Here is a 15,832-nt window from a genome sequence, read left to right as displayed (position 1 = left end):
CATTTGACAGCACGGCAGCGCCGCTTATCCCTATGCGGGGTTCAACCGAGGGGATTTTCGTGGGCGCAGTAGGGATCGCAGAGGCCACTCCGGCGGGGGGTGTCGAGCTCAGCCGCACTTTGCTGCCGCGCCATGTTTCGATGATCGCGATCGGGGGGATCATCGGCGCGGGGTTGTTCGTCGGTTCCTCGACCACGATTTCGCTGACCGGGCCGGCGGCGGTGATTTCCTATCTCATCGCCGGGCTGCTGATCCTGCTGGTGATGCGGATGATCGCCGAAATGGCGATCGTGCTGGAGGGCGTATCGAGCTTTCCCGATTTTGCGCGGGCGGGGCTCGGGCACCTTTCCGGGTTCCTTTCGGGCTGGCTCTACTGGTATTTCTGGGTCGTGGTGGTGGCGGTCGAGGCGATTGCCGGGGCCAAGATCATTCATGGCTGGCTGCCAGGCGTGCCGGAATGGGCCATCGGCGGCGCGCTGACCGCGCTGATGACCGGGGTGAACCTCCTTTCGACGCGCAGCTACGGCGAGTTCGAATTCTGGTTTTCCTCGATCAAGGTGGCCGCGATCCTCGTGTTCAGCCTGATCTGCGGGATGTGGGTGATGGGGATCACCGCACCGCAGGGCGCCTCGATCAGCAACCTGACCGCGCACGGCGGATTTGCGCCGCATGGCTGGGGGCCGGTGCTGGCGGGTGTCGCCTCGACCATCTTCTCGCTCTGCGGGGCGGAGATCGCGACGATTGCGGCGGCGGAATCGCCTGACCCTGCCAAAGTGATCGCGAAGATGACCGTCTCGGTCGCGTTCCGGATCGTGGTGTTCTATGTGCTCGCCATCGGCCTGATCGTGGCGGTGGTGCCGTGGACCGACATCGTGCCGGGCCATTCGCCCTTCGCGACGACGCTGGCCGCGATGCACATTCCGGGCGGCGAGACGATCATGAGCGCGGTGGTGCTTGTGGCGGTGCTCTCGTGCCTCAACAGCGGTCTCTACGTGACGAGCCGCGCGCTGTTCGGCCTCGCCCGCTTTGGCGATGCGCCGGACTGGCTGGTGCATGTGAACGGGCGCGGGGTGCCGGCGCGGGCGATCATTGCGGCCAGCCTGTTTGCCTATGGCGCGCTGGCGGCGCAGTGGCTTTCGCCGGGCACGGTGTTCAGCTTCCTCGTCAACTCCTCGGGCGTGACGATGATCCTGCTCTACATGCTGGTGGCGGTAGCGCAGCTCAAGGAGCGCTTCCGCATGGAGCGCGAGGCGCCCGAGCGGCTGACCCTGAAGATGTGGTTCCACCCCTACGGCACGCTGATCGCCATCGGCGCGATGCTCAACGTTCTGGTGTTCATGGGGCTGCAGCCGGATCTCGCCTCGCAGCTGTGGATGAGCCTTCTGGTCGCAGGGCTGTTTGCGGCGGCATACTGGCTGCTGCGGACGGGAAAGCGCGCCTGAGATGCCGCAGGTTGTAACGGCGGAGGAAGCGGCCGCGCTGGTGAGATCCGGCATGTGGCTCGATTACGGGTTCGGCGCGACGCAGACCGAGGCGTTCGACAAGGCATTGGCCGCGCGCGTGCACGAGCTTTCCGGCGTGAAGGTACGCAGCTGCCTGACGACGCGGCCGCGCGCGTTTCAGGAAGCCGACCCCGAGGGCGCGCGCATGCTTTCGGCAAGCTGGCATTTCAGCGGCTATGACCGGCGGCAGTTCGATGCGGGGCGCTGCACCTATATCCCGCTCAATCTGGGCGAATGGCCCGATCTCTACCGGCGGTTCGTGGAGCGGGTGGATATCGCGGTGTTCCAGGTCTGCCCGAAGGATGCGGACGGCAATTACAACTTCTCGATTTCCGCCTCCTACATGCGCGCACTGGTGGAAAAGGCGGATGTGGTGATCGTCGAGGTCAACGCGGCGCTGCCCTATTGCTTCGGCCCAGATAACGCGGTGCACGAAAGCGAGGTGGACTTCGTGATCGAGGTGCCCGCCCTGTCCGCCCCGGAATTGCCGAGCGCGGTCTCGAGCGAGGTGGACCTTGCCATTGCGCGGCTGGTGGCGGCGGAAATCCGCGATGGGGACTGCCTGCAGCTGGGCATCGGCGGCCTCCCCAATGCGGTGGGTCGCGCAGTGGCGGGCGCGGGCGTGAAGGACCTTGGCGTCCATACCGAAATGATGGTCGAGGGGCTGGTCGCGCTGGTCAAGGCAGGCGTGGCCAATGGCGCGCGCAAGCAGGTCGATCTGGGCAAGGCGGTCTATGCCTTCGCCATCGGCACGGCGGATATCTACGCCGCGCTTGATCGCAATCCTGCCTTCGTGGCGCGGCAGGTGGATTACACCAACCTGCCCAGGTTCGTGGCGCGCAACGACAATGTGGTGGCGGTCAACAGCACCGGGCAGATGGACCTGCAGGGGCAAGCCGCATCGGAAGCCGATGGCTACCGCCATTTCAGCGGCACCGGCGGCCAGCTCGGCTTCGTGCGGGCGGCGTACGAATCGAACGGCGGGCGCGCGTTCCTGTGCATGCCATCGACTTACGAGAAGCATGGAGTGCGCAAGAGCCGCGTGGTGGCGGGGCTGGCGCCGGGCACCATCGTGACCGTGCCGCGCACCGACGTGATGTATGCGGCGACCGAGTACGGGATGGTCTGCCTCAAGGGCCTCACCGTCGCCGAGCGGGCCAGGGCGATGATCACACTCGCGCACCCCGATTTCCGCGAAGAGCTGGAGCGCGAGGCCTATGCCAAGGGGCTGATCCCGCGAGCGTATTTCTGAACAGGCGCCGCGCCGGCAAGACGGGGAGGGACGCGTGAAAGCGGTGCTCAAATGGGTCGGCCTGATCGCCCTTGGTCTCGTGCTGGGCAGCGGCTTTGCGGTCTGGCAGATCAGGGGCAGCGGCCTCGGCAATGATGTGCGCGTGGGGCCATGGAGCACCGGACGCGACATTGGCACCGCCCATGCCGATATGAAGACACGCGCGATCGTCGCGCTGCGCGGGCTGCTGGCGCTTCCCGCGCAGGAGGCGCGCTATTTCACCGCGTCAACCGATAGCGCCGATGCGCCGCTATCGGGCAAGTGCAGCTATGCGCTGACAGGCGGCGCCATCGAGGCACGTTGGTGGAGTATCACCCTATACGACCGCGGAGGCTGGCTGATCCCCAATCGCTGGAGCCGGCATTCGATTGGCAGCGCGCGCATTCCGGCTGGCGCGGCCGATCAATGGACGGTGCAGATCGGCCCGTCGGAGCAATCAGGCCTGTGGGTGCCCACCGGCACGGATGGCCTGTTCGAACTGACCCTCAGAGCCTATCGGCCGCACGGAACAATGGCGCGCGATCCGGCGCGGATAACCCTGCCGACCATCACCAGAGGGGAGTGCCGCAGATGATCCGCCGCCTCGCTCCGCTGGTCGTGGTCGCAGGCGTTGCCATTGCCAGCTATTACGCGACGCTCGCCGCCGCGCCCTTTGGCTTGATGCGGCTTGCCGAGGCGAAGATCGCCAGAAACGCGCCAATCAACCGCTTCACCCATTTGCCCCCGGTGCGCGCGGAGCGGCAATTCGTCGTGCGGCCAAGCCCGGACCTGCTCTACTCCACCTGCCCCTACGATCTGACGGCAGGACCGCTGGAGATTACGGCTGTGCCGGTACCTGGCCGATACAGTTCGATCAGCGTGTTTGACGCGCGGACCGATAACGCCTTCGTGCGCAATGACGAGCAAATGGCCGGGCGGCCAATGCGCGTGGTGCTTGCGCTGGAAGGACAGCGGGTGCCAGCGGGGACCGAGACGATCCGGGTGCGCTATGCAACGGGAGTTGTCCTGCAACGCGTATTGCTGGCCGATCCATCCGAGGCGGCAAAGGTCGACCCGATCCGCAGCAAGGCGCAGTGCCGGACGCTGACCGTATAAACCTGACCAGCGAGGAACTATGCTACAGCCACCACCACCTCCCCGGCGGCGTGTTCCAGCTTGGGCGGGAGGGTCCTCCACAGGCCCGATCTGCACACGGCTAGCGGCAGCGCGGTCGCTGTCGCTTTCGCGTCCATTTCTGCGGTCTGTATGCGATCTTGAATTCAGGCTTTTGAGGGCGGTCCGGACCGGTTCGATCCGGGCCAGTCCGGCCGTTCAGTCGATCGTCGATGCGCCGTCGACCACCAAACTGCTGCCAACGGCGAACGACGAGCGATCCGAAAGCAACCACATGACGGCCTCGGCCACTTCGCGAGGCTGGCCAAGGCGGCCGATAGGGTGATTGGCGACCGCCGCATCGTGCACGCCCGGCGTCTGAAACAGTGCGGCTGTCAGATCGGTATAGATGAAGGCGGGGCAGACCGCATTGATGCGGATGCCCTGCGCCGCATATTCGAGCGCGGCGGTCTTGGTCAGGCCGACGACGGCATGCTTGCTGGCGACATATGCGCTGTGGCCGGCCCATCCGATGATCGCAGCGGCCGAAGCTATGTTGACGATCGCACCGCGCCCCTGCCGCTTCATCACACCGAGCTCAGCTTGCATGCAATGCAGAACGCCCATGACATTGACGTCCAGCACCCGGCTGAAGACCTCCGCCGGATAGTCGAGAACATCGGATGAAGCGCCCACAATCCCGGCGTTGTTTACCGCCCCGTCCAGTCTCTGGTGAAGCTGGGCCGCATGCTCGATTGCGGTGTGGACATCGGCCGCAGACGTGACGTCGCCGGCGTGGCAGCTTACGCGCAGTCCCTGCGTTAGCAGTGGCTCGGCGACGGTCTCCATTGCCGCTGCATCGAGATCGAACAGCGCAAGGTTTGCACCCGCAGCTCCCAGCGCTTCAGCGACCGCCCGGCCAATTCCAGCGCCTGCGCCGCTGACGAAAATAGTTTGGCCGGCAAGGCCGCGATCGTTTTCCGGCGCAATGTTCGTCATGTCGATGTTCTCTTTCGTACAGCCGTCACCAGCGGGTTGGGTGTTCCGGAAAGGCAGGCGCGCGCTCGAATATCTGCCCCGGTAGCCTTGGCAGGATGGCCGTTGCCGAACGGCTTATCCATGACGCCATCCGCCAGTTTCCTGCCGCGCCTCGCCATCGATCAGCCGCAACTTTCGCACTCAGACGGGTTCAAGGTAGGGCGCACTACCTTCGGTCTGCTCGATGATGCAGAATGGCGGTTATCTGCAAGAGCAGCCGGTCAGCCGCGGGTCGAGGAAATGCCCGCCGACGCTCTAAAGCCGGATCAGGCGTTTCCCGTGGTTCTCGCCGCGATAGAGTCCGGCGAGCGCGTCAGGCGCCGCGGCGATCCCTTCGAGCACGTCTTCCTCATAGCGCAGCGCGCCGGATCGCACCCAGGCGGCGAGCTGGGACGTAGCGGCGGGTACTTCGGCCGCATGATCGAAGATCACAAAGCCTTCCATGCGCGCGCGCTTGACCAGCAGGTGCCGCTCAACGCGTGGGCCGACCGGCCAATCGCTCCAGTCCGGGATCGATGCTGTGCCGCAGACCACGACCCGCGCGCCCTGTGCGAGCAAAGGATAGACCGCGTCGCTGATCGCCCCGGACACGTTGTCAAAATAAACATGCACTCCGTCCGGACAATACCGTTCGATCGCCTCGGCCAGACCGGGCGCGCGGTAATCGATGGCGGCATCGTAGCCGAACCGCTCGGTGCAGGCCGCCACCTTTGCCGGGCCGCCTGCAATGCCAACCGTGCGGCATCCGAGAAGGCGAGCGATCTGGCCCACCGCGCTACCGACCGCGCCGGCTGCGGTCGAAACAAGCACAGTGTCGCCGGGGCGCGGCTGCCCGATCCTGTTGAGCGCGAGCAGCGCCGTCGTGCCGTTGATCCCGAGCACGCCAAGCGAAAGCGAGAGCGGCAGATCGGTCTCTTCCACCTTGCGGACCACGGCATCGCCGGCAACCGTCGCAAACTCCTGCCAGCCGAACCAGCCGGTGAGCAGATCCCCCGGCGCATAGTCCGGATGGCGGCTCTCGATCACCTCACCGGCTGCCAGCGAGCGCATGACCGAGCCGATGGCTACGGGCGCGGAGTAGTTGCCGACGTCAGCAATCCAGCCGCGCATCGCCGGTTCGACCGAGAGATAGCGATTGCGCACGAGGATCTCGCCCTCATCCGGCAGCCGGACTTCGCCCTCCACAGCGGCGAAATCCTCTTTCTGCGCAACCCCGGTCGGTCGGCTCACAAGCAGGACTTGCCGATTGCGCATCACCCCTCGCCTGCTGCCGCCAGGATCCGCCGTGCCTGCACCAGATGCGGGCGGTCGAGCATCTTGCCCTCGAACGCGACCGTACCGACCGCAGGGTCCGCCGCGAACAGCGCGACGATCGCGCGGGCGCGTTCCAGTTCGTCCGCGCTGGGCGTGAAGGCCGCGTTGATCACCGGCACTTGCGCCGGATGGATCGCGATACGCCCGCTAAAGCCCTCGGCCCGCGCGCGTCGGGTACTCGCCAGAAGCGCGGCTTCAGCCCGGATGTCGACATGCAGCGTCTCGACCGCCTGCGCGCCCGCGGCATGGGCCGCAAACAGGGCCATCGACCGCGCCGCGCGAAACGCTTCGAACCAGACGCCGTGCTCGTCGGTATTGGCGGAGGCCCCGATATCGGCCGCAATATCCTCCGCCCCCCAGGTCAGCGCGGTGAGCCGCGGGATCGGACCCTCGGCATATTGTGAAAGCAACAGCACCGCGCGCGCCGTCTCGGTCGCGACGGGAAATATCCCGACCGAACCTGCCGCCACGCCGCCCATGCGCTCGGCCCTGTCGAGGTGCTGGCCCAGCAGCAGGGGGTCAGCCCTGCCTTCGGCCTTGGGCAACATGATCCCCGCAAGGCCCGGGCAGGTGGCGGCGGCGATATCGGCCAAAGCCTCGGCGCTGCGCAGCGGATTGATCCGCACCCACAGCTCCGGCGCGGACGCAGCCTTGCCGGCGCTGCCGATGAACTCCGCCACCAACCCGCGCGCGAACGCCTTGCGCCCCGGCGCCACGGCATCCTCCAGATCGAGGATCAGCGCATGGGCCCCGCTCTCCAGCCCCTTCGCCAGCTTTTTCTCGCTGTCGCCCGGCACGAACAGCCATGAACTGCGCACGGTCACGCTGCCGGCTTCCGCCGCTGCAGCGCGGCCCGTCGGCACGAGGCGACGAGATCGCCGTGCTGGTTGTAGGCTCGGTGCAGGAACGTCACCACGCCCTGATCGCCGCGCGATTTCGAAGGCCTGAGCTCCGCCACCTCGGTCTCCACCCGCAGCGTATCGCCGATGAACACGGGTTTGGGAAAGCGCACATCGTCCAGTCCCAGATTGGCGACCGCCGTGCCCAGCGTCGTCTCGCCCACGCTGATCCCGATCATCAGCCCCAGCGTAAAGATGCTGTTGACGAGGCGCGTGCCGAACTCGGTCTGCTTCATGTATTCCTCGTCGAGGTGAAGCTGCGCCGGGTTGTGCGTCATCGCCGAGAACAACAGGTTGTCGGTTTCGGTCAGGGTCCGCCGGATCGGGTGGTGAAACACCTCGCCCACGGTCAGTTCCTCGAACCAGCGCCCTGCCATCATCTCTCTCCTTGTTTGAACGGGCTCGCCATCAGAACCGGAACACGCCGTTTCCGGGCTCTTCCATTGGCGCATGCGCTATTGCCGAAAGCGCGATGCCCAGCGCGTTGCGGGTATCGGCCGGGTCGATGATCCCGTCGTCCCACAATTCCGACGTGGCGTGATACGCGCTGAGCTGCGTCTCGAATGCCTTCAGCGTCTCCGCCCGCACCGCATCGAGCACTTCGGGCGATGGCTCCGTCCCGCCGCGCCGCAATTGCTGCAGCTTCACTTCCGCCAGCGTGTTGGCCGCCTGCTCGCCGCCCATCACGCCGATCTGGTGGTTCGGCCAGCTGAACAGGAAGCGCCCGTCGAACGCGCGGCCGCACATCCCGTAGTTCCCCGCGCCGAACGAGGCATGGCACATCACCGTCAGCTTGGGCACATGGCTGCACGATTGCGCCATGATCATCTTCGCGCCGTCCTTGGTGATGCCCGCCGCCTCATATTCCGCGCCGATCATGTAGCCGGTGATGTTCTGCAGGAAGAGGATCGGCGTGTTGTTCTGGTTGCACAGCTCGATGAAATGGCCGCCCTTCTTCGAGCTGTCGTTGAACAGGATGCCGTTGTTGGCGAGGATGCCGACACGGTAGCCCCAGATCGTCGCATAGCCGCAGACCAGCGTCGGCCCCCACGCCGGCTTGTACTCGTGAAACCGGCTGCCATCGACGATCCGCGCTAGCACCTCGCGCATGTCGAAGCCCGATTTGATGTCGCGCGGAAGAATGCCGTACAGCTCGCGCGGATCGTAGAGCGGCAGATCGGCCGTGGCCTCGCGCGTCAGGTACGTCTTCGGCAGGTCCCACTGCGCCACGATATCGCGGCCAATCGCGATGGCATGGCGCTCGTCGTTCGCCGGATAGTCGCAAACCCCGCTGACCCCGGTGTGCAGATCGCAGCCGCCGAGCGCATCCGCCGTAATGATCTCGCCCGTCGCAGCCTTGACCAGCGGCGGCCCGCCCAGAAACACCGCGCCGGTGCCGCGCACGATCACACTGTAGTCGCTCAAGGCCGGGACATAGGCCCCGCCCGCGGTGCAATGCCCGAAGACCAGCGCGACCTGCTTGATCCCCCGCTTGCTCAGCAGCGACTGGTTGCGGAAAATCCGCCCCGCCATGTACTTGTCGGGAAACAGGTCCGATTGCAGCGTCAGCTGGCCGCCCGCGGAATCGCACAAGTGTACCACCGGGAGGTGGTTCTCCAGCGCGATATCAAGCGCGCGGACGATCTTCTTGACCGTGAGCGGATACCAGGCGCCGCCCTTGATCGTGGGGTCATCGGCGTGGATCACCACCTCGCGGCCTGAAACGACGCCGATCCCGGTGATGCAGCTGGCCGAGGGCGCCTCGCCGCCATAGGCCTCGCAGGCCGCCAGCGTGGAGAATTCGAGAAACGGCGTGCCGGGATCGAGTAGCAGCCTGATCCGCTCGCGCGGCGTCAACTTGCCCTGGCTCGAAAGCCGCTCCAGCGCCGAAGCGCCGCGCGCATGGCGGGCCGCTTCCTGCCGCGCGCGGAATTCGGCGATGAGCCCGGCGTTGTGCGCATAGCGCAGCTTGAAGTCCTCGCTGTCGGTCTTCACCGCAGATGGCAGGATCGTCACTGGCCCTCCTCGCTCTGGCTCTTGAACGCCACCAGCACCGCGCCGCGATCGAACGAGGCATTGACCGCAACCGGCACCGCCGCGATCTCGGCATCGCGCGGCGCGGTGATCGTGGATTGCAGCTTCATGCTTTCGATCACCATCAGCTTGTCCCCGGCGCGGACCTGTTGTCCGGGCTCGCAATCGACCGAGACGACGAGCCCCGGCATATCGGCGCGCACTTCGTCTTCGATGCTCGCAGCGCCTGCCTCCACCGTACCCGGCAGCGCGAAAACCGTGGTCTCCCCGCCGGTCCGCACGAAGACCTCGCTGGCGGTGCGATAGATCCAGCCGGTGTGCGGCATCCCATCCAGCAGAAACGAGAACCGGCGCGGGTCGGAACTGTCCGCAAGGCTCAGCCGCACCGGCTGCCCATCGATCCGCAAGGCAAGCTCGGGCTTGAGGCGATCGACCGCGATGTCTGTGGTAACGTCGGCAAAGGCCAATTTCAGCTGCATATCAGTTGCTCCACCCGCCGATGGCGGCATGGAGGTCCGGCACCCGCGCGATCATCGTGCGAAACGCCGGATCGCCCGCCAGCGCGGCGCAGATGGCGGCCACCGGCGGCGCGCCGGGTTCGGGCACCAGCTCCCCGGCATGCCGCGCGAGAAAGCCGGTATCGAGTTCGCCCGCGCTGAACGCCGGATGCACGGCAATGCGGTGCAGGTAATCGATGTTGTTCGCGATCCCGAGCAGCGTCGTCTCGCGCAGCGCCGCCGCCAATTTGTCCCCCGCCGCGGCGCGCGTCTCCGCGTGGACCACCAGCTTCGCCAGCAGCGGATCGAACGCTGCCGTTACTTGCTGTCCTTCGGCAATGCCGGATTCGATCCGTGCCGCCTCCGGCCAATCGAGCACCCCGCACACACCCGTCGCAGGCCGGAAATCGAACTCGGGCTGCTCCGCGCAGATGCGCACTTCGATGGCGTGGCCCTGCACGCCCAGCCGTTCCTGCTCGAGCGTGAGAGGCTCGCCCGCAGCGATCTTCAGCTGCCATTCCACCAGATCGAGCCCGGTGATTTCTTCGGTCACCGGATGCTCCACCTGCAGGCGGGTGTTCATTTCGAGGAAGTAGAACGCGCCGTCACCGCCCAGAATGAACTCGATGGTACCCGCATTGCGATAGCGCGCCGCCGCAGCCAGATTGACCGCCGCCGTGCAGATGGCCTCGCGCAAGTCCGCAGCCAGGTTCGGTGCGGGGGCTTCTTCCACCACCTTCTGATGCCGGCGCTGGATCGAGCATTCGCGCTCGTGGAGATGCACAACCTTCCCCGCGCCATCGCCCAGCACCTGCACTTCGATATGCCGGGGCTGGCTCACCAGCTTTTCGGCATAGACCCGCTCGTCCCCGAAATAGCGCAGCGCCTCGCTGCGCGCCGCGCTGATCGCGCCTTCAAGTTCCTCGCGGACCGCGACAATCTTCATGCCCTTGCCGCCGCCGCCTGCCGAAGCCTTGATCAGCAGCGGAAAGCCGATCGCCTCGGCCGCCGCAACAAAGGCGGCAGCATCGCCGGTGTCCAGGGCACTCGGTGCCACCGGCACGCCCTGCGCCTCGGCAAATGCACGCGAGGCGATCTTGTCGCCCATCAGTTCGATGGTCTGAGCAGAAGGGCCGACGAAAACGAGGCCTGCGTCCTCGACAGCCCGCGCAAACTCCGCATTCTCCGAAAGGAACCCATACCCCGGATGGATCGCATCGGCCCCCGCAGCGTGGGCAGCGGCAATGATCTGCGCGGCATCGAGATAGGCCCCCGCCGGAACCGCGCCCTGCAGTTCCCGCGCGTCATCCGCCATGCGCACATGCGGCGCATCCCGGTCGACGAAGTGGTAGACCGCCACGCTGCGCAGGCCCAGGCGCCGCAGGGTGCGGATCACCCGGCAGGCAATCTCGCCGCGATTGGCGACCAGCACCGTACCGATGGCCCGCCCGCTCATGTGCGCTCCCCGCGATTGGCGATCGCCTCCAGCCGGTCGGTCAGCGCAGCAAGGCGGTCCAGCGCGGCGGGTTCCCGAACCGGCGCCTGCAGCCCGCGATAGACGATATCGACAATCGCCTCTGCCGCGTCGACCGGGCTGAAATCGCCCTCACCCCGGATATAGGCAAAGCAGTGGTGCTCGACGCTGCCGAACAGCAGATCGCGCACGATCCTGAGGGGCACATTGCGATTGAGCTCGCCCGTCTCCATCGCCTGCCGAACGATGCCGGTGGTGAGGATCGTGTACTTCTGGTTGAGGTCGTAGACCACGGTCTCGCGGTAGTTCGGCAGCGCGCGGATCTTCTTGAACACGAGGTCCGCGAGATCCGGATCGCGGTGCACCATGTCGAGGTGACGCCAGACCATGTAGCGCAGCTGGTTGCGGCAGCCTTCGATCAGCCTGAGCCCGCGGTCATAATCTTCCAGCGCGCGTTCGTACCACTCCGAAACGACCGCCAGCAGCAGCGCGTCCTTGCTCGGAAAATAGCGATAGACCGCGCCTTCGACGACGCCGACCGCGCGGGCGACATCGCCCATGCCGACCTGATCGAAGCCGCGTTCGCGGGTCAGTTCGCGCGCCGCAGCGACAATCTCGGCGCGGCGCTGTTCTGGCGAAAGCCGCTCGGCCCGCTTGCGGGTGCTAGTCGTCATCAGACGCGCCTTCCTGGCTGTAGTGGGCGGCATATTGCGCGCGCAGCACATGTTTCTGGACCTTGCCGGTCGCGGTCTTGGGCAAAGCCTCGACCACGATCAGCGCCTTGGGCCGCTTGAACGCGCTCAGGCTTTCCCGCAGCGTGCCCATGAGCGCCGCCTCGTCATACTGCGCGCCCTCAGCCAGCGCGATGAAAGCGGTGATCGCCTCGATCCAGTGCGGATGCGGCAGGCCGACCACCGCGACTTCGCCGATACCGGGCGCGGCGGTGTAGATCGCCGTCTCGACTTCCAGCGAGGAGACGTTCTCGCCGCCGCTCTTGATGATGTCCTTGAAGCGGTCGGTGAACCACAGCACTCCGTCTGCATCGAAGTATCCGGCATCGCCTGAACGGAACCAGCCGTCGCGGCAGGCGGCAGCGGTGGCGGCGGGATCGCGGAGGTATCCGGCAAACACCTGCGGCCCGCGATAAACGATTTCCCCGCGCTCGCCCGGCGGAAGCGCGCGGCCTTGCTCGTCCTGCACCTCGATCTGCACATTGGCCGAAGGCGTGCCCATCGCGCCGGCATGGCTGTCATGCAAATCGGGCTTCAGGATCGCGGTGATCGGATTCATTTCGGTCTGCCCGAACAGCAGCGCCATGCCGAAGCCGAACACCTTGCGCAGCCGTGCCAGTTCCTGCGCGCCGATCGGCGCCATGGCATAGACGCCAAGCCGCAGGCATGAAACGTCGCGCGGGCGGGCGGTTTGCTCGGCGAGCAGTTCGCGGTACATCATCGGCAGGCCGAAGATCACCGAGATGCGGTGGCCAGCGATCAGGTCGAGCAGGTGCTTCGCGTTGAAGCCGCGCAGTGGGTAGATCGTCGCGCCCGCCGCAATCGCGGGCATGCACAGCGCATAGAGCTGCGCCGTATGGAACATCGGCATCATCGCCGCCATGCGGTCCGCCGGAACCAGCGCCATGTCGATCACGCCGCCCAATGCCGCAAGGTAGCAGGCCAGATGCGTGTTGCTCACGCCTTTGGGCGCGGATGTCGTGCCGCTGGTGTATGTGGCTTGAAGTGAGCGAGATATCTGCCGACGAGGAAGGCATCGAACATACCTGGCTGGCAGCTGCCACCAAGTCCGTCCCTTCGATGCTCTGCGTTGCGCTGGTGTTTCGCCGCGGTCTGCAAAGCCATGCACAGGCGTTTATCCCAAAGCGGCCCTGGCCTCATCACCATCGACGGAGTCACCTATCACTCATGCGTCATCTGAGCGGGACCGCCAAAATGCCAGCATCACGAGGAAATCCATGAAGGTAATGATCTTTGCTGCGGCTCTGCCGTTCGCTCTCGCCAGTTGCGCACCCCAAGCCGAGCAGGCGGCCACGGTGGCTGTCACCGCATGTCAGCGAACAGACGTCCAAGACGTTGTAGGCAAAGAGGTGCGGAACATGATGCTTAAAGCTGTGTCCGACCGAGGCTACATGGTGGCGCTGCTAGGCTTGGACGCTGCCTTGGCCAAGTCTCTCGAAGAGGCCCACGTCACGTTCACGGATGTTGGCGTCTACACCGGAGCCGGCGTCGAAAGCCCGTTCAAGCAGATCATCTGCGCTGGCAGCCTGCAGATTGATGCCAGCACGACCCGCGCTGGACAGGACATCGTCACCATGCCGCACCTTCGTTGGACGGTGAACTTCTCGCAGCCTGCCGAGGAGCCGGCCACGGCAGCGTTCACAGTCGCAGTCGATCCGGCGAGCCTCCGGGACGGGCTTCTGGTCAATGGCAAACCGCCTGCCAACACGGAACAGAAGGCAGACGAAGCCGCCGTGCCTGAGGCATCGGCGGAGAAATCAGCAGTTGATGCAGCCGCTGCCGCCGATGCGGCAGCCGAGCAAGCAAGAGCAGCACAAGCCGAAGCTGAGGCTGCAGGGGCAGAAGCTGCGGCAGCCAGCGATAGCACAAAGCCTCAGCCCCGTCGCCAGCCTACGGATGACGATCTTTACGCCCCGCACAACAACTGACCCGGATTAGGGACCACGATGGTGATGCTCTCAATTGCGGCCCTCGCTGCAGGTTTCATGCTCACTGGGGCCGACAGGCTGGCTCCAAGCCTCGCAACCGAACTTTGCCTTGATAGTCGCAACCGACAGACCGCTGCGGAACTGATTGGCAGATGGTCGGAAAACTATCCGTTCTCTCGGGTCATCATCGGCAGCGATGGTCAGTATGGGGACGTTGGAGTCGCCGGCCCCGCTGTTGTTGGGGTGGACTAGACATTGGGGTGCTTTCGCCGAGGAAACGAACCGACGGCGACGGATTCGTGATCCATTTCTTGGCATGAGCCCGCAAGGCGCGCGTGATTTTCTGATGACCGACCTTGGAGCTTACCTCCTTCTTCCACTCCCGTTCGAGGACCGCGCCCGGCGGAATGACGGCTATGAAGCGCTCTATGTTCGCGACAGCGGACTACATCGGCGACTGATCTTCCAAAGCCCAACCATTTTCCTAGAGATGCTCGACAGGGCTGGGCGTAAAGGGGGCTCGGTCGACGAACTTCGCCAACAGCGTCTCAATGGCTTCATCGGGCCGAGATGGGAGTCATTTGTTGTCGTGAGCATCCTCGACCTCGTCGGTGAGCGATGCAAAGCCTTCGCGTATCGCCATGAGGAGCGCGATGAGATCGACCTCATTCTCGAATGGCGCGATCGTTCCCCGACTGAGCGATGGGCGATCGAAGTGGCGAGCCGTAAATTTGCGAACCATCCATCCAGTAGTTTTGCGGGGTCCTGCGACTACTTGGGCATCGTCGAGAGTAGCCGCTTCCTTGTGTTTCGAGATGACTCGTGCACTGGAGAGGCGCGCGGAAAGGGGGGAGTCCCTGCATTGACGCTGCCTCGCATCTTCGAACGCATCAAGAAACGAATGCGCTCGTCCGCCGCAACCCTTAGCCTCCCCGATTGACGTATAAAGACTTTCGGACCGATCCATACGAGAACATGAATAAGGCAATGGTGATTGGAGCAGCGCTGGCTGCCTGCCATTCGCCGCCACGATTGAATGGAAGCCCTTGGTAGTCGCACAATAGCATAGAACTGACAGACTGATTGAAGATCGTTGCTATAAGGAGCTCGCTGCTTGCTCTGTTTGGTATCACTAGCCCAAGACGAGCTGACTGACAGATATCAGCCTGCATGCGGTCGAAATTCGTATAAATTCAGCGCTTGCTGATTATAAGAATTTTGTAAATTAATAGATTCCCAATCAATCTAAAGGTTTATTGATTTGATATCCAAAATAATATGCATCTTTTATGGAACTATTACTGATACAGTCATTTCACACATAAAACGCTCGTTTTTGACACACCTTGCTTGCTTGTTACGAAACTTAGCTTGATCTTATTTACGATACAGCTTAATTTTCGAAACACACTTTCAATACAGGTGCGATATGTCACGAGTATTTGCTTACGTCCGCGTGAGCACTGGCGACCAGTGCTCAAGTAACCAAGTTTTAGAAATCGAAGCTGCGGGCTTCCGCCTTGAGCCTCGGCGTGTGATCGCCGAGACCGTTTCAGGCTCTACCGCTGCAATGGAGCGCGAAGGCTTCCGCAGGCTAATGGACCGGTTGGACTGGGATGACGTTCTTGTGGTCACCAAGCTAGATCGACTGGGCCGCAATGCGATGGACGTACGCGCGACAGTCGAGCGACTGGCCGACATGAATGTTCGGGTCCACTGCCTCGCGCTCGGCGGCGTTGACCTCACGAGCCCAGCTGGAAAGATGACCATGTCGGTGATCGCCGCCGTTGCGGAGTTTGAACGAGATCTGCTTGTTGAGCGCACACAGGCAGGTCTGTTACGCGCGAAAGCTCAAGGCAAGAAGTTGGGAAGGCCGCAGTCGCTGACAGATGAGCAGCAAGTCCTCGTTCGGCAAAGGAGGCAGGAAGGCGCCTCACTTGGTCAGTTGGCCAAAGAGTATGGTGTCAGCCGTTCGCTTATCCAACGTGCAAGCCAGACTACCTGAGTGGAA

General features: G+C 64.4%; 16 protein-coding genes. 7 read left to right on the top strand and 9 right to left on the bottom strand.

All coding sequences use genetic code 11. The annotated features are described in order from the left end of the window. Positions 1 to 59: 59 nt before the first annotated feature. From ACO056_RS04990 to ACO056_RS04975, 4 genes are read left to right on the top strand one after another with little or no spacing between them, the layout of a single operon-like run. Entirely contained in the window at positions 60 to 1,442 is a 1,383-nt protein-coding gene (locus ACO056_RS04990; protein WP_421852711.1) for an amino acid permease, read from the top strand. A gap of 1 nt (position 1,443) precedes the next feature. After that, entirely contained in the window at positions 1,444 to 2,754 is a 1,311-nt protein-coding gene (locus ACO056_RS04985) for an acetyl-CoA hydrolase/transferase family protein (protein WP_421852708.1), read from the top strand. 34 nt (positions 2,755 to 2,788) lie between these two features. Continuing rightward, the gene (locus tag ACO056_RS04980) at positions 2,789 to 3,367 is read left to right on the top strand and encodes a DUF1214 domain-containing protein (protein ID WP_421852705.1); all 579 of its coding nucleotides are present in this window, start codon (positions 2,789 to 2,791) and stop codon (positions 3,365 to 3,367) included. Further along, complete coding sequence (locus tag ACO056_RS04975; RefSeq protein WP_421852702.1) at positions 3,364 to 3,888, top strand: DUF1254 domain-containing protein; 525 nt, start codon at positions 3,364 to 3,366, stop codon at positions 3,886 to 3,888. The genes ACO056_RS04980 and ACO056_RS04975 overlap by 4 nt, the downstream gene beginning before the upstream one ends. 216 nt (positions 3,889 to 4,104) lie before the next feature. Here the strand turns inward: ACO056_RS04975 and ACO056_RS04970 are convergent, their stop codons facing one another. The 9 genes from ACO056_RS04970 to ACO056_RS04930 form a co-directional block, all read right to left on the bottom strand. Continuing rightward, positions 4,105 to 4,884, bottom strand: a complete 780-nt coding sequence (locus tag ACO056_RS04970) for an SDR family NAD(P)-dependent oxidoreductase (protein WP_421852699.1) — start codon at positions 4,882 to 4,884, stop codon at positions 4,105 to 4,107. A gap of 294 nt (positions 4,885 to 5,178) precedes the next feature. Next, the gene (locus ACO056_RS04965; RefSeq protein WP_421852696.1) at positions 5,179 to 6,177 is read right to left on the bottom strand and encodes an NADP-dependent oxidoreductase; all 999 of its coding nucleotides are present in this window, start codon (positions 6,175 to 6,177) and stop codon (positions 5,179 to 5,181) included. After that, on the bottom strand, positions 6,177 to 7,100 hold the full coding sequence (locus ACO056_RS04960) for an HpcH/HpaI aldolase/citrate lyase family protein (protein ID WP_421852693.1): 924 nt from the start codon (positions 7,098 to 7,100) through the stop codon (positions 6,177 to 6,179). The genes ACO056_RS04965 and ACO056_RS04960 overlap by 1 nt, the downstream gene beginning before the upstream one ends. After that, positions 7,058 to 7,513, bottom strand: a complete 456-nt coding sequence (locus ACO056_RS04955) for a MaoC family dehydratase (protein ID WP_421852690.1) — start codon at positions 7,511 to 7,513, stop codon at positions 7,058 to 7,060. Before ACO056_RS04955 ends, ACO056_RS04960 begins: the two co-directional genes overlap by 43 nt. A gap of 31 nt (positions 7,514 to 7,544) precedes the next feature. Further along, the gene (locus ACO056_RS04950) at positions 7,545 to 9,152 is read right to left on the bottom strand and encodes an acyl-CoA carboxylase subunit beta (protein ID WP_421852687.1); all 1,608 of its coding nucleotides are present in this window, start codon (positions 9,150 to 9,152) and stop codon (positions 7,545 to 7,547) included. Further along, positions 9,149 to 9,649 carry a biotin/lipoyl-containing protein gene (locus tag ACO056_RS04945; protein ID WP_421852684.1) on the bottom strand — a complete coding sequence of 167 codons (501 nt, stop codon included), beginning with the start codon at positions 9,647 to 9,649 and terminating at the stop codon, positions 9,149 to 9,151. Before ACO056_RS04945 ends, ACO056_RS04950 begins: the two co-directional genes overlap by 4 nt. Position 9,650: 1 nt before the next feature. After that, positions 9,651 to 11,123, bottom strand: coding sequence for an acetyl-CoA carboxylase biotin carboxylase subunit (locus tag ACO056_RS04940; RefSeq protein WP_421852681.1), 1,473 nt, complete (start codon positions 11,121 to 11,123; stop codon positions 9,651 to 9,653). Beyond that, positions 11,120 to 11,815, bottom strand: a complete 696-nt coding sequence (locus tag ACO056_RS04935; RefSeq protein ID WP_421852678.1) for a TetR/AcrR family transcriptional regulator — start codon at positions 11,813 to 11,815, stop codon at positions 11,120 to 11,122. The genes ACO056_RS04940 and ACO056_RS04935 overlap by 4 nt, the downstream gene beginning before the upstream one ends. Next, positions 11,805 to 13,001 (bottom strand): class I adenylate-forming enzyme family protein, encoded by a 1,197-nt coding sequence (locus ACO056_RS04930; RefSeq protein ID WP_421852675.1) that lies wholly within the window; start codon positions 12,999 to 13,001, stop codon positions 11,805 to 11,807. Before ACO056_RS04930 ends, ACO056_RS04935 begins: the two co-directional genes overlap by 11 nt. A 109-nt stretch (positions 13,002 to 13,110) precedes the next feature. On the opposite strand from ACO056_RS04930, the gene ACO056_RS04925 reads away from it, so the two are divergent. The 3 genes from ACO056_RS04925 (at position 13,111) to ACO056_RS04915 (ending at position 15,826) form a co-directional block, all read left to right on the top strand. After that, complete coding sequence (locus ACO056_RS04925; protein ID WP_421852672.1) at positions 13,111 to 13,821, top strand: hypothetical protein; 711 nt, start codon at positions 13,111 to 13,113, stop codon at positions 13,819 to 13,821. 346 nt (positions 13,822 to 14,167) lie between these two features. Next, entirely contained in the window at positions 14,168 to 14,761 is a 594-nt protein-coding gene (locus tag ACO056_RS04920; RefSeq protein WP_421852669.1) for a hypothetical protein, read from the top strand. Between the two features lie 489 nt (positions 14,762 to 15,250). Beyond that, on the top strand, positions 15,251 to 15,826 hold the full coding sequence (locus ACO056_RS04915; RefSeq protein ID WP_421852666.1) for a recombinase family protein: 576 nt from the start codon (positions 15,251 to 15,253) through the stop codon (positions 15,824 to 15,826). Positions 15,827 to 15,832 lie beyond the last annotated feature (6 nt).

The organism is Novosphingobium sp. (genome assembly GCF_965228995.1).
Lineage (GTDB): Bacteria > Pseudomonadota > Alphaproteobacteria > Sphingomonadales > Sphingomonadaceae > Novosphingobium.
Note: the sequence above shows the minus strand (reverse complement) of the source record. Positions and strands in the feature narration are given on the sequence as shown.